Origin of the sequence: Kitasatospora sp. NPDC101155, assembly GCF_044768305.1 — a bacterium.
In the GTDB taxonomy this organism is placed as follows: Bacteria; Actinomycetota; Actinomycetes; order Streptomycetales; family Streptomycetaceae; genus Kitasatospora.
Window position 1 is genome coordinate 142,355 of the sequence record NZ_JBIWPN010000013.1, and the last position, 18,658, is coordinate 161,012.

Annotated in this window: 17 protein-coding genes and 1 pseudogene; 5 read left to right on the forward strand and 13 right to left on the reverse strand. The window is 73.6% G+C overall.

All coding sequences use genetic code 11. The features are described 5' to 3' along the window. Positions 1 to 14 precede the first annotated feature (14 nt). A complete protein-coding gene (locus ACIRYZ_RS21345) occupies positions 15 to 1,211 on the reverse strand; it encodes a PucR family transcriptional regulator (RefSeq protein ID WP_387619686.1) in 1,197 nt (398 codons plus the stop codon). Between the two features lie 324 nt (positions 1,212 to 1,535). Between ACIRYZ_RS21345 and ACIRYZ_RS21350 the strand changes: the two genes are divergently transcribed. Then, positions 1,536 to 2,312: a pirin family protein gene (locus ACIRYZ_RS21350; protein WP_402946298.1), complete on the forward strand. Its 777-nt coding sequence runs from the start codon at positions 1,536 to 1,538 to the stop codon at positions 2,310 to 2,312. Here the strand turns inward: ACIRYZ_RS21350 and ACIRYZ_RS21355 are convergent. Further along, positions 2,309 to 3,142 (reverse strand): serine hydrolase domain-containing protein, encoded by an 834-nt coding sequence (locus tag ACIRYZ_RS21355; protein WP_402946300.1) that lies wholly within the window; start codon positions 3,140 to 3,142, stop codon positions 2,309 to 2,311. The genes ACIRYZ_RS21350 and ACIRYZ_RS21355 overlap by 4 nt on opposite strands. 120 nt (positions 3,143 to 3,262) lie before the next feature. On the opposite strand from ACIRYZ_RS21355, the gene ACIRYZ_RS21360 reads away from it, so the two are divergent. Both ACIRYZ_RS21360 and ACIRYZ_RS21365 read left to right on the forward strand, forming a co-directional pair. Beyond that, positions 3,263 to 3,766 (forward strand): MerR family transcriptional regulator, encoded by a 504-nt coding sequence (locus ACIRYZ_RS21360; protein WP_393032353.1) that lies wholly within the window; start codon positions 3,263 to 3,265, stop codon positions 3,764 to 3,766. Further along, entirely contained in the window at positions 3,763 to 4,776 is a 1,014-nt protein-coding gene (locus ACIRYZ_RS21365) for an aldo/keto reductase (protein ID WP_402946303.1), read from the forward strand. Before ACIRYZ_RS21360 ends, ACIRYZ_RS21365 begins: the two co-directional genes overlap by 4 nt. 72 nt (positions 4,777 to 4,848) lie before the next feature. On the opposite strand, the gene ACIRYZ_RS21370 is transcribed toward ACIRYZ_RS21365, so the two are convergent. Next, positions 4,849 to 5,427, reverse strand: a complete 579-nt coding sequence (locus tag ACIRYZ_RS21370) for a TIGR03086 family metal-binding protein (RefSeq protein ID WP_402946305.1) — start codon at positions 5,425 to 5,427, stop codon at positions 4,849 to 4,851. 110 nt (positions 5,428 to 5,537) lie between these two features. On the opposite strand from ACIRYZ_RS21370, the gene ACIRYZ_RS21375 reads away from it, so the two are divergent. Continuing rightward, entirely contained in the window at positions 5,538 to 6,518 is a 981-nt protein-coding gene (locus ACIRYZ_RS21375) for a helix-turn-helix transcriptional regulator (RefSeq protein ID WP_402946307.1), read from the forward strand. Between the two features lie 40 nt (positions 6,519 to 6,558). Here the strand turns inward: ACIRYZ_RS21375 and ACIRYZ_RS21380 are convergent, their stop codons facing one another. The 9 genes and pseudogenes from ACIRYZ_RS21380 to ACIRYZ_RS21420 form a co-directional block, all read right to left on the reverse strand. Continuing rightward, entirely contained in the window at positions 6,559 to 7,773 is a 1,215-nt protein-coding gene (locus ACIRYZ_RS21380) for an alpha/beta hydrolase (RefSeq protein ID WP_393032365.1), read from the reverse strand. 185 nt (positions 7,774 to 7,958) lie between these two features. After that, positions 7,959 to 8,306 carry an MmcQ/YjbR family DNA-binding protein gene (locus ACIRYZ_RS21385; RefSeq protein ID WP_402946448.1) on the reverse strand — a complete coding sequence of 116 codons (348 nt, stop codon included), beginning with the start codon at positions 8,304 to 8,306 and terminating at the stop codon, positions 7,959 to 7,961. Between the two features lie 703 nt (positions 8,307 to 9,009). Continuing rightward, a pseudogene (locus ACIRYZ_RS21390) lies at positions 9,010 to 9,408 on the reverse strand (peroxidase); the annotation flags it as partial. Next, the gene (locus ACIRYZ_RS21395) at positions 9,306 to 10,739 is read right to left on the reverse strand and encodes a hypothetical protein (RefSeq protein WP_402946309.1); all 1,434 of its coding nucleotides are present in this window, start codon (positions 10,737 to 10,739) and stop codon (positions 9,306 to 9,308) included. The pseudogene ACIRYZ_RS21390 and the gene ACIRYZ_RS21395, both read right to left, overlap by 103 nt. Positions 10,740 to 11,002: 263 nt before the next feature. Next, the gene (locus ACIRYZ_RS21400) at positions 11,003 to 12,232 is read right to left on the reverse strand and encodes an acyltransferase (RefSeq protein ID WP_402946310.1); all 1,230 of its coding nucleotides are present in this window, start codon (positions 12,230 to 12,232) and stop codon (positions 11,003 to 11,005) included. A gap of 34 nt (positions 12,233 to 12,266) precedes the next feature. Continuing rightward, on the reverse strand, positions 12,267 to 13,391 hold the full coding sequence (locus tag ACIRYZ_RS21405) for an alpha/beta hydrolase (RefSeq protein ID WP_402946312.1): 1,125 nt from the start codon (positions 13,389 to 13,391) through the stop codon (positions 12,267 to 12,269). Between the two features lie 279 nt (positions 13,392 to 13,670). After that, the gene (locus ACIRYZ_RS21410; protein ID WP_402946314.1) at positions 13,671 to 14,360 is read right to left on the reverse strand and encodes a response regulator; all 690 of its coding nucleotides are present in this window, start codon (positions 14,358 to 14,360) and stop codon (positions 13,671 to 13,673) included. Continuing rightward, complete coding sequence (locus ACIRYZ_RS21415) at positions 14,357 to 15,658, reverse strand: sensor histidine kinase (protein WP_402946315.1); 1,302 nt, start codon at positions 15,656 to 15,658, stop codon at positions 14,357 to 14,359. The genes ACIRYZ_RS21410 and ACIRYZ_RS21415 overlap by 4 nt, the downstream gene beginning before the upstream one ends. Positions 15,659 to 15,742: 84 nt before the next feature. Continuing rightward, positions 15,743 to 16,423 carry a TetR/AcrR family transcriptional regulator gene (locus ACIRYZ_RS21420; protein ID WP_402946316.1) on the reverse strand — a complete coding sequence of 227 codons (681 nt, stop codon included), beginning with the start codon at positions 16,421 to 16,423 and terminating at the stop codon, positions 15,743 to 15,745. Between the two features lie 218 nt (positions 16,424 to 16,641). Here ACIRYZ_RS21420 and ACIRYZ_RS21425 point away from each other — a divergent pair, with 218 nt between their 5' ends. Continuing rightward, positions 16,642 to 18,243, forward strand: coding sequence for an MFS transporter (locus tag ACIRYZ_RS21425; protein WP_402946318.1), 1,602 nt, complete (start codon positions 16,642 to 16,644; stop codon positions 18,241 to 18,243). A 58-nt stretch (positions 18,244 to 18,301) separates the two neighbouring features. On the opposite strand, the gene ACIRYZ_RS21430 is transcribed toward ACIRYZ_RS21425, so the two are convergent. Further along, complete coding sequence (locus ACIRYZ_RS21430; RefSeq protein WP_402946320.1) at positions 18,302 to 18,532, reverse strand: hypothetical protein; 231 nt, start codon at positions 18,530 to 18,532, stop codon at positions 18,302 to 18,304. Between the last annotated feature and the right edge of the window lie 126 nt (positions 18,533 to 18,658).

Below are 18,658 nucleotides of genomic sequence, written 5' to 3' on the forward strand. Positions count from 1 at the left end.
CCCTACACCCCGGCTCAGCTGGGCTCCCCGGCTGCGGTCAGCCGGCCGAGGGCCAGTGCGATCCGCAGAGTGAACGCCGAACGCACGTCGGAGGGGGCGTAGCCCGTGACGTCGGTCACGCGTCGTAGCCGATAGCGCACCGTGTTGGGGTGGACGAAGAGCATCCGGGCCGCACCCTCCAGGGAGGACGCCTGCTCCAGGTAGACACTCAGCGTCTCCAGCAGCGCGGAGCCGGCCTCGTCCAGCGGTGTGTAGATCTCCTCCACCAACTGCTGCCGGGCGGCCTGGTCCCCGGCCAGCGCCCGCTCGGGCAACAGGTCGTCGGCCAGCACCGGGCGGGGGGCGTCCGGCCAGGCGGCGCAGGCGCGCAGGCCGGCCGCGGCGGCGTGCGCCGAGCGGGTCGCCGAGAGCAGGTCCGGCACGGTCGGGCCGATCACCACCGGGCCCGGCGCGAACTGGCCGATCAGCGCCCGGGCGGCGTGCACCGGCTCCTTGTCACCGCCGACCACGACCACCAGGCGCTTGCCCAGCACCCCGGTCAGCACGTTCAGCTTGGCGTACCGGGCGGCCCGGCGGATCGCCTCGACCACCAGCTCGCTGTCACCGTCCGGAGCGCTGCCCATCACCACCCGGACCTGGCTGGGCTGCCCCCAGCCCAGTGCCGCGGCGCGGGAGAGCACGCCCTCGTCGGCGTCGCCGGACAGCAGCGAGTTGACCACCAGCGCCTCCAGCCGGGCGTCCCAGGCGCCGCGCGCCTCGGCGGCCTGGGCGTACACCTGGGCGGTGGCGAAGGCGATCTCGCGGGCGTAGACCAGCACGGACTCGCGCATGTCCGCCTCGTCGCCGGGGGCGGCCACCTCCTCGATGGCCTCCTCCATCACCTCGATCGTGGTGCGGATCAGCTCGACGGTCTGACGCAGGGTGATCGCCCGGGTCAGCTCGCGCGGGGCGGTGCCGAAGACGTCGGTCGAGATCGCCTGGGCGGCGTCGGGGTGGCGGTACCACTCGGTGAAGGCGGCGATACCGGCCTGGGCGACCAGGCCGATCCAGGAGCGGTGCTCCGGCGGCATCCGCCGGTACCAGCCGAGCTGGTCGTCCATCCGCGCGATCGCGGCGCTGGCCAGCTTGCCGGAGGACTTCTCCAGCCGCTTGAGCGTCGCCGCCCGGCGCTCGGCCCGCTCGGCGGCGTTTCTGCGCTCCTGGGCCGTCAGGCGGGGCGCCGCCCGGCCGGGGCGGTCGCGGCCGGCCCGGGCGGCCGGGCTCTTGCCGGTCGGTTCGGGTACGGCGGGACTGGGTTCGCTCTGGGAGTTCGCGGAAACGGCTGGCACAAGGACAAGACTGCCTCACGTGAGTGACTGCTCGTGCACAACCCCCGGCGCTCAGGTGCGGTGGCAAGAGTCACAACCGCGAGTCGGAGGGCGCGCCGGTGCCGAAAGCGAGGAGCGACCAGCGACGAAGGAGCGCCGGAGCGTGGAACGTCGGCACCGGGTCCGGAGCGCCCGGAGCGAGCCGACGAGCAGGCTACGGTGGAGCGCGTGACCGACGCTCCTGAACGCCCCCGCGCCGACCTGCGCCGCACCGCCGAGCGCTACCGCTCCGCCCCCGCCGAGGGTGTCGAGACCCGACACGCGTTCTCCTTCTCCGGCCACTACGACCCGAAGAACACCCACTTCGGCGCGCTGCTCGCGTGCAACGAGGAACTCCTCGCCCCCGGCGCCGGGTTCGATGAGCACAAGCACCGGGACACCGAGATCCTCACCTGGGTACTGGAGGGCGCGCTCGCCCACCGGGACTCGCACGGCCACAGCGGGGTGGTGCGTCCGGGCATGATCCAGCACCTGAGCGCGGGCTCCGGCGTGACCCACACCGAGCGCAACGTCGGCGGCGCCACCGGGCCGGTGCGCTTCGTCCAGATGTGGCTGCAGCCGGACGAGTTCGACGCCGCCCCGGCGTACGGGCTGCACAAGGTGGAACCGGCGGACGGCGGGTTGACGCTGCTTGCCTCCGGGCTGGAGCGCGACGCCGGGACGCAGGCCCTTCGGCTGCGCCGGAGCGACGCCGCGCTCTGGCTGGCCGTCGCCGGGCCGTGGCAGCCGCTGCCGCGACTGCCCGAGGCGCCCTGGCGGTACGCGCACCTGACGGCCGGCTCGCTGGGCTACCGGACGATCCCGGGGCCCAAGGGCGGCGGGCGGTCGATGGTCCCGGGCGACAGCGTGCGGATCACCGGCGAGGCCTTCGCCGACCCGACGGCGGGCGAGACCGGCGCCGAACTCCTGCTCTGGGAGATGCACTCGCCGGTCTCGTACGGTTAGCCGTTCAGCTCGGCGAGCACCGCGTCGGACAGGGCCGGCCAGACCTCGACGGCCCAGGGCCCGAAGTCCTGGTCGGTGAGCGCGATGCAGGCCACGCCGGCCTGCGGGTCGACCCACAGGAAGGTGCCGGACTGGCCGAAGTGGCCGAAGGTCCCGGGGGAGTTGGCGGTGCCGGTCCAGTGCGGGCTCTTGCCGTCGCGGATCTCGAAGCCGAGGCCCCAGTCGTTCGGGCGGCGGTGACCGTAGCCGGGCAGCACGCCGCTGGTGCCGGGGAAGGCGACCTCGCGGGTGGCCTGCCGGACGGTGGACGGGTCCAGCAGCTTGGGCGACTGCAGCTCGGCGGCGAAGCGGGTCAGGTCGGCCACCGTGGACAGGCCGCCGGCGCCGGCCGGGGACTTGTGCGCGGTGTTGAGCAGGGTGTCGTGCATGCCCAGCGGCTCGAACACCGCCTCGGCGACGTAGCGGTGGAACTCGATCCCGGCGGCCTCGGACAGAGCGCGGGAGAGCGCGTCGAAACCGGCGTTGGAGTAGAGCCGGCGGTTTCCGGGCTCGGCGAAGACCCGGTCCTCGTCGAAGCCGAGGCCGGAGGTGTGGGCGAGCAGGTGGCGCACGGTCGAACCGGGCGGGCCGGCCGGGTCGTCCAGCTCGAACACGCCCTCCTCGATCGCGATCAGCGCCGCGTACGAGGTGAGCAGCTTGGTCACCGAGGCCAGCGGGAAGAGGTGCTGCTGCGGTCCGTGCGCGCCCAGCACCGCGCCGTCCGAACCCCGGACCACCGCCGCGGCGGCGTGGGGCACGGGCCAGTTCTCGATCATCCGCAAGCTCTCCATGCTGTTGACTCTAGTGCGAGCGGAAACCGGGTGGCGGGGGCACCAGGCTGACAGGCTTGCTTGGAGTGCACTCCAACTCGGTAGCGTCATCGCCGTCGCACAGGACAGGGGGAACGATCAATGGCCACACCCGCGCTCGTCGAGGGCCGGCTGCGCAGTTGCTCCGAGGTGTTCAACCGCCCGGTCGGCGATCCGGACCGGACCCCGCGGCACACCATCAGCGAGGTCGCCGCGGCCAGCGGGCTGACCGCCCACACCCTGCGCTGGTACGAGCGGATCGGTCTGCTCGACCCGGTCGACCGCGCGGTCGGCGGCCAGCGCCGCTACTGCGACGGCGACCTGCACCGGCTGGCCTTCCTGGGCCGGCTGCGGCTGACCGGGATGTCGGTGGCGGACATGCTCAAGTACGTCGACATGGCCCGCCGCGGCGAACAGACCTACGGGGAGCGGCGGCAGCTGCTGGAAGCACAGCGCGAGGAGGTCCGGCAGAAGATCGCGGACCTCCAGGCCACCCTCGCCGTCCTCGACTACAAGATCGATCTCTACGCCGGGAAGATCGTCGACACCGTCGGTGCTCCCGTCCAATGCCAGTACTACCGAGTAGAGGAAGAGCAGAGCGCATGACTCACCCCGTCCTCCCCACCGCCGAACTCGGCACCGCCGGCCCGCTGGTGGGCATCCAGGGCCTCGGCTGCATGGGCATGAGCGACTTCTACGGCCCGACCGACTCCGACGAGGCGCTCGCCACCCTGGACGCCGCGCTGGAGGCAGGTGTCACCCTGTTCGACACCGCCGACGCCTACGGCTACGGCCGCAACGAGGAGTTCATCGGCCCCTTCGTCCGTGCCAACCGGGACAAGGTGGTGCTCGCCACCAAGTTCGCCATCGAGCGCAAGGAGGACGACCCGACCCACCGCGGCATCCGCAACGACCCGGCGTACGTCCGGGCCGCCGTGGACGCCTCGCTGCGCCGCCTCGGCGTGGACGAGATCGACCTCTACTACATGCACCGCCGCGACCCGGCCGTGCCGCTGGCCGAGTCGGTCGGCGCGATGGCCGAGCTGGTCGCGGCCGGCAAGGTGCGTCACCTGGGCCTGTCCGAGGTGACCGGGGCCGAACTGCGCGAGGCGCACGCGATCCACCCGATCGCCGCGCTGCAGTCGGAGTGGTCGGTGTTCGCCCGGGACATCGAGCGGGCGGTGGTGCCGGCCGCGGCGGAGCTCGGTGTCGCCCTCGTGTCGTACTCGCCGCTCGGGCGCGGCTTCCTGGCCGGCTCGTTCCGGGCCGCCGAGCAGCTCTCGACGGACGACGCCCGGCGCACCCAGCCGCGGTTCACCGGCGAGAACGCCGTCGCCAACGGCGAACTGCTCGCCCCGCTGCGGGAGATCGCGGCGGCCCGCGGGGTGACGATGGCCCAGGTCGCGCTGGCCTGGGTGCAGCAGCGGTCCGAGGTGCACGGACTGACCGTGGTGCCGATCCCGGGCACCCGCAAGCGCGTCCGGCTGGCCGAGAACACCGCGGCGGCGACCCTGCGGCTCACCGCGGAGGAGCTGGCGCTGCTGGAGCCGGTGTCGGCGCAGGTGGCCGGCGGCCGCTACCCCGACATGAACTTCACCTTCGTCGGGCGGGAGTAGCGCGGGAGTGGCGGCAGCGCGGGCCCGGGGAGCCGTCACCCCCCCCGGGCCCGCGCTGCCGCGAGGTCCGGCTCAGACCGTGCGGCCCATCCAGGCCGCCAGCCGGGTGTGGACGTCGGCGTCCTCGGCGACCGGCTGCACCTTGGCGAAGGGGACGCCCTCGACCCGGCTCTCGGCCGGCAGGGCGACCTCGGCGATGGCCAGCGCGGTGTGCGCCAGCCCGTCGTCCAGCACGAAGCCGTTGTCCAGGGACTTCGCGATGTCCCAGGCGTGGGTCGTCGCCTCCATCACGTAGCCGCCGACCACCATGCCGCCGGGCGCCTCGCCCCAGGGGGCGAAGGTCGGGCGGCCCAGCTTGGCGTCGTCCGCCCAGGCGGCGGTGGCGCGGGCGCCGGCCCGGGCGAGCGCGGCCGACCAGCCCTCGTCCGACGGGTCCACGATGCCGGGCAGGACGTCCTCGGCGCGGCCGCCCTCGCCCATGTACGCGAAGCGGTGGATGCCGCCGACCACGTGGTTCAGCAGCTGGCGCAGCGTGAACTCCTCGCAGGGGGTGGGCCGGTCGAGCTCGGCCGGGGTGATCACGGCGAACAGCTTCTCCAGCTGGCCGAGGGCGAGCAGGTACTGCGGGCGGGCGTCCTGGACGACGTTCACGGGTGGTCAGCTCCCTTGTGCGGTGCGGTTTTTCGAGCCTCTCGGGCTCGGAACGCAATCTCCCAGTAAAACCTGACAAGTGCCGTCATGATTACTGGGATTCTTGTGCCATGAAGGCCGACCGCCTGCTCTCGATCCTCCTGCTGCTCCAGACCCGCGGCCGGGTGCCCGCCACCGAGCTCGCCGAACGGCTGGAGGTGTCCGTCCGCACCATCTACCGGGACGTGGAGTCGCTCTCCGCGGCCGGGGTGCCGGTGTTCACCGAGCGCGGCCGGCACGGCGGCATCAACCTCCTGCCCGGATACCGCACCGATGTCACCGGGCTGACGGCGGACGAGGCCCGGGCACTGTTCGTGCTCTCCGCCCAGGGCGCGCACAGCGACCTCGGGCTGGACGGCGCGCTCGGCTCGGCGCTGCGCAAGGTGATGGCGGCCCTGCCCGCCCCGCACCGCCCGGCGGCCGAGCGGGTCAGCGAGCGGATCCTGGTCGACCCGGCCCGCTGGATGCAGGGCGCCCAGCCCGGCGCCGGGAGCGGACCGGACCTGGGGGAGCTGCAGTACGCGGTGTTCGCCGACCGGCGGCTGCGGCTGCGCTACCGGCACAGCGGCACGCCCGCGCCGGTGGACTACACCGTCGATCCGTACGGGCTGGTCAGCAAGGCCTCGGTCTGGTACCTGGTGGCCGATCTGCACGCCGAGCCGCGGCTGTTCCGGGCCGACCGGGTGCTGGCCGCCGAGACCACCGAGGAGACGGTGCGGCGGCGCACGGGGGTGGGGCTCGGCGAGGTATGGGCGGTCCTGCGCGAGCAGGTGGAGCGGGTGCCCAAGGAGCTGCCGGTGCGGGTGCGGGTCCGGCGCGGGCGGCTGGACATGTTCCTGCGCATCCACGGCAGCCGGATCGCGGAGCTGCCCCCGGAGGCGGGGACCGGGCCGGCCGAGGAGTGGGTCGAGCTGGCGATGGCCTTCTCGTCCCCGGCGGCCGTCCGCTCGCTGCTGGCCTTCGGTGCGGACGTCGAGGTGCTGGCCCCGCCGACCGCCCGGCGCGAGTTGGCCAGGTCGGCGGCGGAGGCCTTGCGGCTGTACCAGGACTAGGGTCCGGCTCCCGGGCCCTGGCTCGTGGGCCCCGGCCGGCTCAGGAGTTGGGCGTGGTCCGGACGACGTCCGGGTAGTCGCCGAGCGAGATCGCCGCGAAGTTGTGCAGGCTGTCGGTGCCGTCGCTGAAGTAGCCGTTGTGGCCGGACGCCCGGGCCGAGGAGATCTGCTCCGCGCCGAAGCCGTCGCCGGTCGGGTCGGCGCCGTGGCCGAGCTTGCCGACCTCCAGGAACGGGACCTTGCCGATCCAGTCGCTGGGGTTGCGGGTGGCCCACACGTGCACGCCGGTGCCCAGCTCGGCGGCGCCCTGCACGCCCATGCCGGGGCTGCCGAACACCATCATGTCGGTGATGCCCGAGGTGTCGGACGGCGAGGCGGCCGCGCGCGGGATCTTCGGGCCGGCGGTGCCGCAGACCACCGAGCCGTACGAGTGGCAGAGCAGTGCCGGGGGCGCGTCCGGGCGGGTGGTCTCCTTGAGGCCGGCCAGCAGTCGCTCCAGCCGGGGCGCGCCGACGTCGGCGAGCCGGGAGGTGGCGGCGTCCGGGCCGAGGCCGGAGGGGGTGACGTAACCGGTCCAGGCGATCACGGCGGTACGGGTGCCCGGGGCCTGGCGCTGTTCCTCGCCGTACAGGGCGCGGGCCATGCCGGCCGGGGAGCGCAGCGGTTCGGCGCTCTGGTCGAAGTGGCCGAGGTCGGCGTCCGAGCCGGGGACGATCACGGAGATCCGCTCGGCGTCGGCGAGGTCGCCCCACACCTCGGTGACCAGGCCGCGGCCGCGCGGGTCGAAGGCCAGGATCTGCCGGCCGGGGCTGAGCAGGTGCTCGACGTCGTTGGCGCGGGAGACGGCCAGCGCGCGGGTGTCGGCGTCCAGCTTCTTGTCCTGGGCGCGGACCCGGGCGGCGTCGCGCTCGTTCGCCAGCGCGATCCGGTTGGCGCGGTAGCGCAGGTCCAGCGGGGCGCCATCGTAGTTGCCGACGACCAGCGGGTAGTCCTTGATCAGCCGGTCCAGCTCGGTGGGGGCGAGCGAGGCGAAGAAGGCGGCGGCGTCGGCCGGGCTGGTGGTGGCCGGGTCGGGCAGGGTGCGGCCGAAGGTGTGGTCCTGGATCCAGGCGGCGCTGCCGGCCGGGGGCGTGGAGATCGCCAGCTGCTCGGAGGAGACTGCGGCCGCGGCTGCGGAGGCGCCGGCGTCGGCGAGCACGGCACAACCCGCGAACGCCCCGATCAGTACGCGCTTCCAGCGTCGACGGTTGCGCACCGCACCAACTCCCTTGGGCCCGTCACCGTTTCTCGGGCGGTGCCCGGAGGGTGCGATTGGATTTGCTGACTTCCCTGCGCAAGCGTAGAGGTCACAGGAGGGTGACGGACACGCCCAAACTGTGGGATGGATCACATGAACCGGGGGTGTCCTCCTGACGTCCCTATGTGGCCGTTCCGACGCCGCTAACCGGCGTGCCGGGCGTCGAATTCGCGCACCAGCCGCTTGGGCGCCGTCCGCCGCCAGGCCTCGGTGACCAGGTCGTCCAGCTCCTCCGGGTCGACCAGGTCCAGCCGGACCCGCACCCAGCCGTGCCGGCCGACGTACGGGGCGAAGGAGAACACCGTGGGCTCGGCGGCGAGCAGCTCGGCCTGGTCCTCGGGGGAGGCCTTGACGGTGACGCTCCCGCTCTCCGGCGCGCCCATCGCGAAGATCTTGTGCCGGACCCGCAGGGTCTCGATGTCCCAGGTCGGCTCCTGGGCGGACTCCGGCAGGGCCAGGGCCATCGCGCGGAACTCGTCGAACGTCACCATGGCGGCAGGGTAGAGCAGGGCACCGACGGCGCGCCCCCGGCGCGCGTGGTGGCGCACCGGGGGCGCGTGGCGGTTCGGTCTTGCGCAGGTGTGACCAGAGCGGGGTGGTCAGGCCCTCCGGGTCGTCCCGGAAGGCGAAGTCGTTGTCCTTGGCGGCGGTCGGGTTGTTCGGCACGTCCCGGTCCGGGTGCTTGCAGACCGGGGCGCCGGAGCGCCAGCGGCCGACCATCCGGGCGGCCAGCCACTCGGTGGTGGCGTGGTCCGGGACGGCCTTGGCCCTCCTGAGCTCCCCCAACTCGACCGCGACCTGCGACCACCAGCCGGGGACGTCCTGGGCGAGCCGGCGGATCACCTGGAAGGAGCCGTTCTGCGTCCAGACCGGGTACTGGTCCTTGGCGAAGCTGAACGGGTCGTTGTCGAGGCCGCAGACGAACTCGCCGGCCGGGATCAGCCGGGTGCCCGGGTGGCCGTCCACCTCGTCCGGCCTGGTCGGGTCGGGCTTGTCGAAGCCCCGGACACCGGGCTCGCTGATGCCGTCCTTGAAGCCGAAGTGCTCCTTGCCGCGCCGGCTGCCCAGCAGGGTCTGGGCGTTCTGCTGGTAGACGATCAGGACCCGGCACTCGGCGGCGGCGATCCGCTGCGCCTCGATCGCCGACTGAAGGTCCCGCTCGGTGTCCGCGGAGATCTTCAGCACGGCGTGGACCGGCTGGTTCTTCCCGTTGCCGAACAGCCAGTTCTCCGGGGAGTTGTCGCCGGTGTCGCCGAGCGCGCCGGCCCGCTTGGCCGAGCCCTCCTTGAACGCCTTCAGGCCGTTGTCGCCCGAGGGGAGCGTCGCGAGCGGCTCGGCGGTGGAGAGCATCCGCAGGCCCTCGTACGTGAAGCTCACGCCCAGCCAGGTGGCGGTCAGCGACTTGGGGTCGTCGCCACCGGCGGCCTGCTTGGCCTCGCTGAACCTCTCGTTGAACGCGGCGACTTCACGGGTGGTGGAGATCTGCGGGGTCAGTCTGCGCAGCCAGTCGCGGGCCCGGGCGGCGTCCTCGAACTTGAGGAAGAGGACGCTGACGTTGTCCTTCTTGAAGCCGGCGAGGATGTCGCCCTGGATCTCGTCGCTCTCCCGCGGATGTCGTAGGCGCCGTTGACCGTCATCAGCCGGCCGTTGGGCAGCAGGACGGTGTCGTCCTGGGTGCGGCCGAAGGCGCGCGACTTCTCGGCGGTCCAACTGCCGTTGGAGAAGCGCAGGGTGCCCGGGTTGTCCCGGTCGCCGCCGAGGACCAGCGCGGAGTCCGGGCCGTTGGCGCCTGCGGGCAGCATCACGGCGGAGCCGTAGTTGCGCTTGCGGCCGTCCGGGCGGGCGGTCAGGTCGGCGCGGGTCTCGGCGACCGGGTCGAACTTCCACTGCTCGGCGGCCTGGCGCCCGAAGCCGTAGACGTTGCCGTCGTTGAGCGAGAACAGGTGCGGGTAGTCGGTGGTGAACGGGGCGTCCACCTTGAACCGCTCGACCGGGGTGTCCTCGGGGACGTCGGTCTTCTTCAGCGGCACCGCGAAGGCCTTGGCGGGGAAGCGCTCGACCACCGGGGTGGGGGTGCCGTAGCCCAGTTCGGACTGGCCGGACATGATCAGCTGCCGTCCGTCGGCGCCGGTCACCACCGAGGGGTACCAGCGGCCCACCGACATGTCGGGGTTGCGGGTCCAGGTCTCGGTCCACGGGTCGAAGAGCAGTGAGAGTTTGGCGCCGGTGCCGCCGTTGCCGCCCAGGTTGCCGCCGAAGACGCCGAGCATGCCGTTGGGCAGGAAGGAGTGGCCGGAGCAGAAGAACGGCACCGGGCGGGGCTCGCCCAGGCCGTCCGGCATGTCGAAGACCGGCGGGTTGACCTGCTTGAACGCGCTCGTCCCGGTGCCCTTGGCGGGGTCCCAGAGGAAGGCCCGGCCGGCGTTCTCCTTGCCGGTGGTCTGGGTGGGGGCGGGCTCCTTCTCCGGGTTGGTCTCGATCCGTTCGAAGGAGAACAGCAGCACCTTGCCGGTCGGCAGCAGGGCGACGTGGTCGCCGAAGTCCGGGGAGGGGAAGTACTCCTTGAACGCCCCCCAGGTGTCCGGGGCGAAGGCCTTGTTGTGGTCGGCCTGGGACGCCGTCAGGGCGTTGTACCGGTTGGTGCGGGTGGTCGGCGGGTAGTCGCCGATGCCGCGCACCGCCGCGCGCATCCGGGCGTGCTCCTCGGCGTGCTCCTGGCCGAGGGTGGCGACCTCGTCCTGTCGCAGCTCCTCGGCCACCCGGTGGGAGTCGACGTGCGGGGCGAGGTCGTCCCCGCCGTGGGCGACGGCCGGCGCGACGGCGCTCAGCAGGGTGCCGGCGGTGACCGCGAGGACCACGGCGGTGGCCGGCAGCCGACGGCGGGCCCGGGGCCGGGGCTGCGGGCGGGGTGGGGACGGGGACATGGGTCTCCTCAGGAAGGGACTTTCGGGGACGGGGCGTTCGGGGGTGCGGCGAATACGGGCGGACGGGCCGTGGGCGGGCGATCCAGCGGCGGTCGCCGACAGTCACAGAACATCACAGTGCGTGGTGGTTCGTATGCGGATGCACTCCTTGGGGCGGTCCCGTTCCCCGGGTGTACCGGAACGGCCGAAGGGGCGCGGACCGGTCGGTCCATGCCCCCTCCATGCCCTGCCCTCCGGCGCAGGTCACCGCCGGTACGGCGGGATCACACCACGCCCAGCGCGTACGCGGCGAAGAGCGCCGCCGCGGCCCCGGCCGCCGCCTTGCCGACCCGGGAGAACGCCGTCCAGGGCCCGTCGAAGCGCCGGGTGAACCACCCGATCGCCACCAGCGCGGCTCCGAACAGCGGCAGCAGCGCCAGCCGGGCGGCCAGCCAGCCGAGCGAGTCCGGCGTGGTGGTCAGCCCCGGGACGGCGCCCAGGCCGGCCGCGCCGGGCACCGCCACCGCGAGCATCGCGCTCTGGTGCCAGCAGAAGATCGTCATCGCCGACAGGTTGACCACCACCACCGGCAGCCAGAGCAGCGGACGGCGGGTCAGCAGCCGGCCCAGCCGGTCCCGCAGCAGCACCGCGGCGCCGCACTGCACCGCCGCCAGGGCGAGCACCAGCAGGGACGGCGGGTGCGAGTTGGTGCGCTCGACACCGGGCACGCCGACCATGCTCGCCGGGTAGTGGAACACCAGCAGCAGTGCGGCGAACAGCGCTCCGCCGCCGAGCAGCAGCACCCGGGCGGCCGGCCTGCCGAGCCGGCCCCGCGCCCACAGCACGCCGAGCTGGTAGCCGAACAGCCAGCCCGGCAGGATGTTCAGCAGCCCGACCCAGGACGGCACCGCCTCGGCCCACGGCCCGTACCGCAGCAGGTCGACCGCAGCGACCGTGACCGCCGGCAGGCCCGCCGACCAGCCGCCCAGCCGCCGCGCGACGGCCACGCAGAGCGGGGTGAGCGCGGTCAGCCCCAGGTAGACCCCGATGTACCAGAGCGGCTGCACCACCAGCGTGGCACCGGTGCGCAGGGTGTCCGCCGGGACGCCGAGCCGGGGCAGCAGCGGGATCAGCACCGCCCAGACGGCCGTCACCCCCAGCACCGGGCGCAACAGCCGGACCGTTCGGCTCCGCAGCCAACTTCCGTACGTCAGGCCCTTCTCCCGGGCGCGCTCCAGTGAGCGGACCGAGGAGTGGCCGCCGACCAGGAAGAACACCCCGAGCATCTGCAGCACCCAGCTGACCGGGGCGAAGAAGCCGAGCGAGGAGAGCGGGCTGGCGTTGTGCAGGGCGCCGTCGGGGGAGAGGGTGAGGCCGCCGAGCATCCAGTGCCCGATCGGCACGGCGAGCAGGGCGAGGGCGCGCAGCCCGTCCAGGGCGCGGTCGCGGGTCTCGGGCGTCCGGGCGTCGACCTTCTCGGCGGCGCGGCGCAGGGCGGTGAGCGGGTGGGCCATGGCGGTGCTCCTTCCAGTGCTGGGCTCGGAGGGGTCAGCCGCGCCCGAGGGCGATGGCGGCGTAGGCGGTGAGCGAGGCGGTGCCGGGGGCGAAGTAGCCGGAGTGGCCGTGGGATCCGGTGGCGGGCAGCGGGCGGGCGCCGAAGCCGGGGCCGGTCGGGTCGGCGCCGTGGCCGAGGCCGAACAGCCGGACGTTGGGCACGTCGCCGATCCAGTCCGAGCCGTTGCGGGTGGTGGCCCAGAGCGGGACGCGCGGGTCGAGGTCGGCGGCCGAGTCGACGCCCATGCCGGGCGAGCCCAGCACCACCAGACCGGAGGCCTGGGCCGCGTTCGGGCGGGCCAGGCCGCAGACCACCGAGCCGTAGCTGTGGCAGAACACCGTGGGCGGGGCCTGCGGCCGGGTGCTGACGGCGAGTCCGTCCAGCAGCCGGGTCAGCCGGGTGGCGCCGGCCCGGGCGAGGTCCTCGGTGGCGGCGTCCGGGCCGAGGCCGACCGGGGTGGTGTAGCCGGCCCAGGCGATCACGGCGCTCTGCCCGTCGGTGGCGCCGTACAGGGCGCGGGCCATTCCGGCGGGGCTGCCGTACGGGTCGCCGGCGCGGTCGAAGCTCAGCAGGTCGATGTCCGACCCGGGGACGATCACGGCGGAGCGGCGGGCGGCGGCGAGGTCGCCGTACACCTCGGCGACCTGGCCGCGGCCGCGCGGGTCGAAGGCGAGGATCTGCCGGCCGCCGTCCAGCAGGGTGCGGTAGCGCTCGGCGCGGGTGCGGGCGGCCTGGTGGTCCTGCGGGGTGAGTGCCGGGTCGGTGGCCCGGACGAGTTCCCGGTCGCGCTCGGCGGTGAGGGCCAGGGTGTTGGCCCGGTAGCGGAGTCGGACCGGGGCGCCGTCCAGGTTGCCGACCACCAGCGGGTGCCGGGCGGCCAGGGCGTCCTGCTGCGCCGGGGTCAACCCGGCGAAGAAGGCGGCGACTTGGACGGGCGTGGCGGTGGCCGGGTCGGGCGGCCGGAGGCCGGACGCGGTGTCGGCGGTCCAGGCGGCGCTGCCGGGTGGCGGGCCGGTCACGGCGGTCTGGGTGTCGGCGGCCCAGCCGCCCGCGCCGAGCAGCGCCGCCAGCGCCACCGCGGTGGCGGCGATCGCCCGCCTGGCCCGAAATGTGCGCATGTCCCTGTTCTCCCTTGTCCGTTCGGCTGCCGAGCCGGTCCGGTCGTCGAGCCGGTTCGGCTGTCGACGGGGAGGAAGGTAGGAATGCGACGGCCCCGCGGGCGTCATACCGCGGGGCCAACCCTGGGGTGCTACCCGGGTATCAGGGGTGGCACCGCCCCGAGCCGAAGGGGCGCGCCGGTGTCGAAAGGGAGAAGCGAGGGAGCGACGGAGGAGCGAGGGGGCGCCGACCGTCGGCACCGGATCAGAGCGCCCCGGAGGCGAGCGGGCGAGTAACAGCTACTGACCAGGTGTCACAAGACCTGATTCGTAGGCCAGCACCACGGCCTGGGCACGGTCGCGCAGGTCGAGCTTGGCGAGGATGCGGCCGATGTGGGTCTTGACGGTCTGTTCGGCGAGCACCAGCTGCCCGGCGATCTCCTGGTTGGACAGGCCGCGGGCGATCAGTTCCAGCACCTCGGTCTCGCGCGGGGTCAGGCCGTTGAGCCGCAGCTTGGGGTCGCGGCGCTTGGCGGGGCGACTGTGGGCGAAGTCCTCGATCAGCCGGCGGGTCACCGAGGGGGCGAGCAGCGCCTCGCCGGCCGCGACCACCCGGACCGCGGCGATCAGGTCGGCGGGCGGGGCGTCCTTGAGCAGGAAGCCGCTGGCCCCGGCGCGCAGCGCCTCGTACACGTAGTCGTCCACGTCGAAGGTGGTCAGCATCAGCACCTTGGGCCGGTGCGCGCCGCCGCCTCCCCGACTACCGGTGGCCGGGTCGAGCAGCCGCCGGGCCGCCTCCAGGCCGTCCATGACGGGCATGCGGACGTCCATCAGCACCACGTCGGGGTGGGTGCGTCCGGTGACCTCCAGGGCCTGGGAGCCGTCCGCCGCGTCCCCCACCACGTCGATGTCGCTCTGGGCGTTGAGCAGGGCGGCGAAGCCGGCCCGCACCATGGCCTGGTCGTCGACGATGATCACGCGGATGGTCATGCGGTTGTCTCCAGAGGAAGGTCGAGCGGCAGGACGGCGGCCACCTTGAAGCCGCCGTCCGGCAGCGGGCCGGTGTCCAGCCTGCCATCGACCAGCCGGACGCGTTCGCGCATTCCGACCAGACCCTGCCCGGTGCCCTCGACCGAGGCCTCCAGCGACTCGGTGCGCTGCGGCGGGGGCGCGTTGACCACGGTCAGCCGCAGTTCCGGGCCGTCCGCCGAGAGCGACACCCAGGTCCGCGCGCCGGGGGCGTGCCGGACCACGTTGGCCAGTGCCTCCTGCACGATCCGGTAGACGGACAGGCCGACGGCCTGCGGCACCCGCTCGGCCAGCCCCTCGTCCACGGTCAGTTCGGCGGGCACCCCGGCCCGCCCCACCGTCTCGACCAGCTGGGCGAGTTGGCCCACCCCTGGCTGCGGGGTCTTCTCCGCAGTGGACTCCTCGCTGCGCAGCACGCCGAGCAGTCGCCGCATCTCGGCCAGCGACTCCCGGGCGGCGTCGGCGATCGTGCCGAACTCCTCGGCGGCGTCGGCCGGTACGCCCTCGATCCGGTACGGCGCGCTGGCGGCCTGGACGGCGATCACCGACATGTGGTGGGCCACCACATCGTGCAACTCCCGGGCGATCCGGGCGCGTTCCTCCAGCAGGGTGCGCCGCTCGCGTTCCACCTCGCTGATCTGCTCCTGTTGCTTGAGCAGTCGGCGCGCCTCGGCGCTTTCCCGGAGGGCTCCGCCGAGCACCAGGACGGCGCCGGTCAGGGCGACCGCGAGGACGGTGTTGTCCCCGGTGTAGCGGGAGCCGATCCCGGCGACCGACAGGGCGGTCCCGGCGCCGGCGGTGACCAGCCAGACCGCGACCAGGGTGCGCCGCGGCTCGCGGAGGGAGAGCGGGACCATCAGGAACAGGTAGCCGACCAGGCTGGTGGGGATCCAGGGCCAGGGGCCGCCGGTCCCGCTCCCGGTGGTCAGGACCAGCAGGGCGGCCAGCAGATCGGTGCTGCCGATCATCCACCAGGCGGCCAGCGGTCGGCTCACCGCGAGCAGCAGGGGGGCGGTCTGCGCGACCGCGAGGGCGCCGGCGAGCCCCCCGTTGAGCCCGTAGTCATTGGCCATCACATTGATCCCGCTGGGCAGCAGCGAGGCGATCGAGGCCACGACGAGGACGTACGGGAGGTGGCGGATCCACGGCCGGGGGGACCGGGCAAGCAGCGGGGTGTGGTCGGCGGACGGTCGCAGGAGCGTGGTGAGCATGGCCCGCACCGCGCCGCGGGGGCCGGACCCGGTGGACGAGTTGATCATCCGGCCAGACTAGGGGCGCGGTGGCCGCTCGGCGTCCGACCTGGGTCCGGGATCCGGGGTAGCACTCGGGTATGACGCGAGCGCTCAGGGGCGCCAGTGGCCGGCCAGGGCCGGACCGAGCTGGTCGAAGTGGCGTTCGATCACCGTGACCATGCCCTCGGGTTCGGCCGGTTCCTGCTCGGCGGTCCAGGACAGGTGGGCGGCGCGCAGCAGGCCGCCGAAGACGGCGGCGAGCACGACCGGCCGCAGGTCCTCGGCCGGGTCCAGCCCTTCGCGCTCGGCGAGCACCTGGGCCACCAGCCGCTCCTGGTCGGTGACCCGGCGCAGGTGGGCGGCGAGCAGCGCGGGCGTGTCCTCGATGATCCGCAGCAGCTCCAGGGCGCTGCGGATCGAGCCGGGCCCGGGGGTCTGGGCTTTCCCGAGGTCGCGCCAGGCCTTGACGATCGAGGCTCGCAGCGCCTGGAGCGGGGTCTCCTCGGCCGGGCGGTGGCGCAGGCACTCGATGAAGTAGTCCTCGGCGTCGGCCATCACGGCGAGGGCGACCTCGTCCTTGTTGGCGAAGTAGCGGAAGAAGGTGCGCTGGGAGACGTCCACGGCGGAGGCGATCTCGTCGACGGTGGTGCGGGCGAAGCCCTGGCTGAGGAAGAGCACGTGGGCGGCCTGCACCAGGGCGTCCCGGGTCTGCCGCTTCTTGCGCTCCCGCAGTCCGGGCGTCCGGCCGAGGCCCTCCGGGGTGCCGAGGGTGCGGGGGGTGTGAGCGGCCATGGCGGGGGCCTTCCGGGGCGCTGGTGTGGCGGGTGGGAGTACAACCTTAGCCTCCTGACAAATGTCAGTGCAGGTCAGAAGTCATTGTTTGCCGAATGTCAGAGACTGTCATAATCTGCCGACAATGGCGCTCGTCGGCCGGGCACTCGTGGGGACGGGTGGGTCGTCGCGGCGCCACTCCCACGTTCCGAATCTCGGCACGCCCCCGGAGGGCCCAGATGAGCCAGTCCGTCGTCAAGAACTCCAAGGCGGACGCACCGCCGCCGAATCCGCCGACCGGGGGAGGGCTCAAGGGGCACCCCTGGCTGACCCTGCTGACCGTCGCGGTCGGCGTGATGATGGTTGCCCTGGACGGCACGATCGTCGCGATCGCCAACCCGGTGATCCAGGAGAAGCTGAACGCGGCGCCGTCCGAGATCCAGTGGGTCACCAGCGGCTACCTGCTGGCGCTCGCGGTCTTCCTGATCACCGCCGGCAAGATCGGCGACCGGTTCGGCCACAAGACCACGTTCCTGGTCGGCGGGGTCGGCTTCGCCGCCACCTCGGCCGCGATCGGCTTCGCCGGCAACATCCAGACCGTGATCGCTTTCCGCGTCCTGCAGGGCCTGTTCGGCGCGCTGCTCCAGCCGGCCGCGCTCGGCCTGCTGCGCGGGGCCTTCCCGGCCGAGAAGCTCAACATGGCGATCGGCATCTGGGGCGGAGTGATCGGCGCCTCCAGCGCGGCCGGCCCGATCGTCGGCGGCCTGCTGGTCGAGCACGTCAGCTGGGAGTCGGTCTTCTTCATCAACATCCCGGTCGGCCTGATCACGCTGTGCCTGGGCCTGTGGATCCTCAAGGACGTCCGGGCCGAGAACGCCGTCAAGTCCTTCGACGTGCCCGGCATCGCGCTGCTCTCCGCCGGGATGTTCGCGCTGGTCTTCGGCATCATCAAGGCCCCCGTGTGGGGCTGGGGCGACGCCAGGACGCTGCTGTTCCTGGGCGGCGCGGTGCTGCTGATGGCGCTCTTCGCGTTCTGGCAGGGCCGGGCGAAGGAACCGCTGATCCCGCTCGGCCTGTTCCGCTCGGTGCCGCTGTCGGCGGGCGTGCTGCTGATGGTGCTGATGGCCTTCGCGTTCTTCGGCGCGATCTTCTTCGTGACCTTCTACCTGCAGAACGTGCACCAGCAAAAACCTGTAGAGGCCGGCGTCCACCTGCTGCCGATGACCGGCATGATGATCATCGGATCGCCACTGGCCGGCCTGGCGATCGGCAAGCTCGGCCCGCGGATCCCGATCGTGGCGGGCATGCTGATCACCACCGCCGCGATGTGCGGCATGTCCACCCTGGACACCGGCTCCGGCACCGGCGTGATGTCGCTCTGGTTCGTCCTGATGGGCCTCGGCATCAGCCCGGTCATGGTCGGCGCCACCGAGGTCATCGTCGGCAACGCCCCGCTGGAGCTGTCCGGCGTGGCCGGCGGCCTGCAGCAGTCCGCGATGCAGGTCGGCGGCAGCCTCGGCACCGCCGTGCTGGGCGCGCTGATGGCCGCCAAGGTCGGCGACGTACTGCCCGGCAACTGGGCCAAGGCCGGCCTGCCGCCGGTCGAGGGCCCGCAGGCCGAGGGCCTCAAGCAGGCCGCCCAGCTCGGCATCGCCCCGCCGGCCCCGCCCGGCACCCCGCAGCAGGCGGTGGACGCGATGGCCGGCGCCGTGCACCAGTCCTTCGTCAGCGGCATGTCGCTCGCCTTCGCGGTGGCCGCCGTGGTGGCGTTCGGCGCCGCCGTGCTCGGCCTGCTCGCCCGCCGCGGCAGCACCGACGCGGGCCCGGCCGTGCACATCTGACGGACACCCGTACGCGACGGTCCCGGACTCCCGACGGAGTCCGGGGCCGTCGCGTCGTTCAGACCCGGGTGAGCGCCACCAGCGGGACGGTCCGGGCGGCGGTGCGGTAGCCCCCGAACTGGGGCTGGACGGCGACCTGCCGGGCCCAGAGCGCGTCGTGCTCGGCCGGGTCGACCGCGGCGGCCACGGCCGGGTAGCGCTCGTCGCCGACCTCGACGGTGACCTTGCGGTTGAACTCGCCCGTGCCGTCGGCGGGTTCGGGGTGCTGTCCGGTGATCTCGCTCGTCATGCCGCCGAGCGTCGGGCCCCCCCCCCGGGTGTGGGGGGCCCAACCCCGGGGACCGCGGCCGGGCCGTCCCCCCCGCCGGGGGGCCGCCCCCTACCGGGGTTGAGGGGGGTGCGGGGGGCCCCCCCC

What these genes read in the sequence shown, in the direction of transcription:
- ACIRYZ_RS21375 (WP_402946307.1), top strand. Translation starts at nt 5,538, where the DNA reads ATGAAGGCCGACCGCCTGCTCTCGATCCTCCTGCTGCTCCAGACCCGC.
- ACIRYZ_RS21430 (WP_402946320.1), bottom strand. Translation starts at nt 18,532, where the DNA reads ATGACGAGCGAGATCACCGGACAGCACCCCGAACCCGCCGACGGCACG.
- ACIRYZ_RS21400 (WP_402946310.1), bottom strand. Translation starts at nt 12,232, where the DNA reads ATGGCCCACCCGCTCACCGCCCTGCGCCGCGCCGCCGAGAAGGTCGAC.
- ACIRYZ_RS21395 (WP_402946309.1), bottom strand. Translation starts at nt 10,739, where the DNA reads ATGTCCCCGTCCCCACCCCGCCCGCAGCCCCGGCCCCGGGCCCGCCGT.
- ACIRYZ_RS21405 (WP_402946312.1), bottom strand. Translation starts at nt 13,391, where the DNA reads ATGCGCACATTTCGGGCCAGGCGGGCGATCGCCGCCACCGCGGTGGCG.
- ACIRYZ_RS21385 (WP_402946448.1), bottom strand. Translation starts at nt 8,306, where the DNA reads ATGGTGACGTTCGACGAGTTCCGCGCGATGGCCCTGGCCCTGCCGGAG.
- ACIRYZ_RS21365 (WP_402946303.1), top strand. Translation starts at nt 3,763, where the DNA reads ATGACTCACCCCGTCCTCCCCACCGCCGAACTCGGCACCGCCGGCCCG.
- ACIRYZ_RS21420 (WP_402946316.1), bottom strand. Translation starts at nt 16,423, where the DNA reads ATGGCCGCTCACACCCCCCGCACCCTCGGCACCCCGGAGGGCCTCGGC.
- ACIRYZ_RS21355 (WP_402946300.1), bottom strand. Translation starts at nt 3,142, where the DNA reads ATGGAGAGCTTGCGGATGATCGAGAACTGGCCCGTGCCCCACGCCGCC.
- ACIRYZ_RS21410 (WP_402946314.1), bottom strand. Translation starts at nt 14,360, where the DNA reads ATGACCATCCGCGTGATCATCGTCGACGACCAGGCCATGGTGCGGGCC.
- ACIRYZ_RS21360 (WP_393032353.1), top strand. Translation starts at nt 3,263, where the DNA reads ATGGCCACACCCGCGCTCGTCGAGGGCCGGCTGCGCAGTTGCTCCGAG.
- ACIRYZ_RS21415 (WP_402946315.1), bottom strand. Translation starts at nt 15,658, where the DNA reads ATGATCAACTCGTCCACCGGGTCCGGCCCCCGCGGCGCGGTGCGGGCC.
- ACIRYZ_RS21425 (WP_402946318.1), top strand. Translation starts at nt 16,642, where the DNA reads ATGAGCCAGTCCGTCGTCAAGAACTCCAAGGCGGACGCACCGCCGCCG.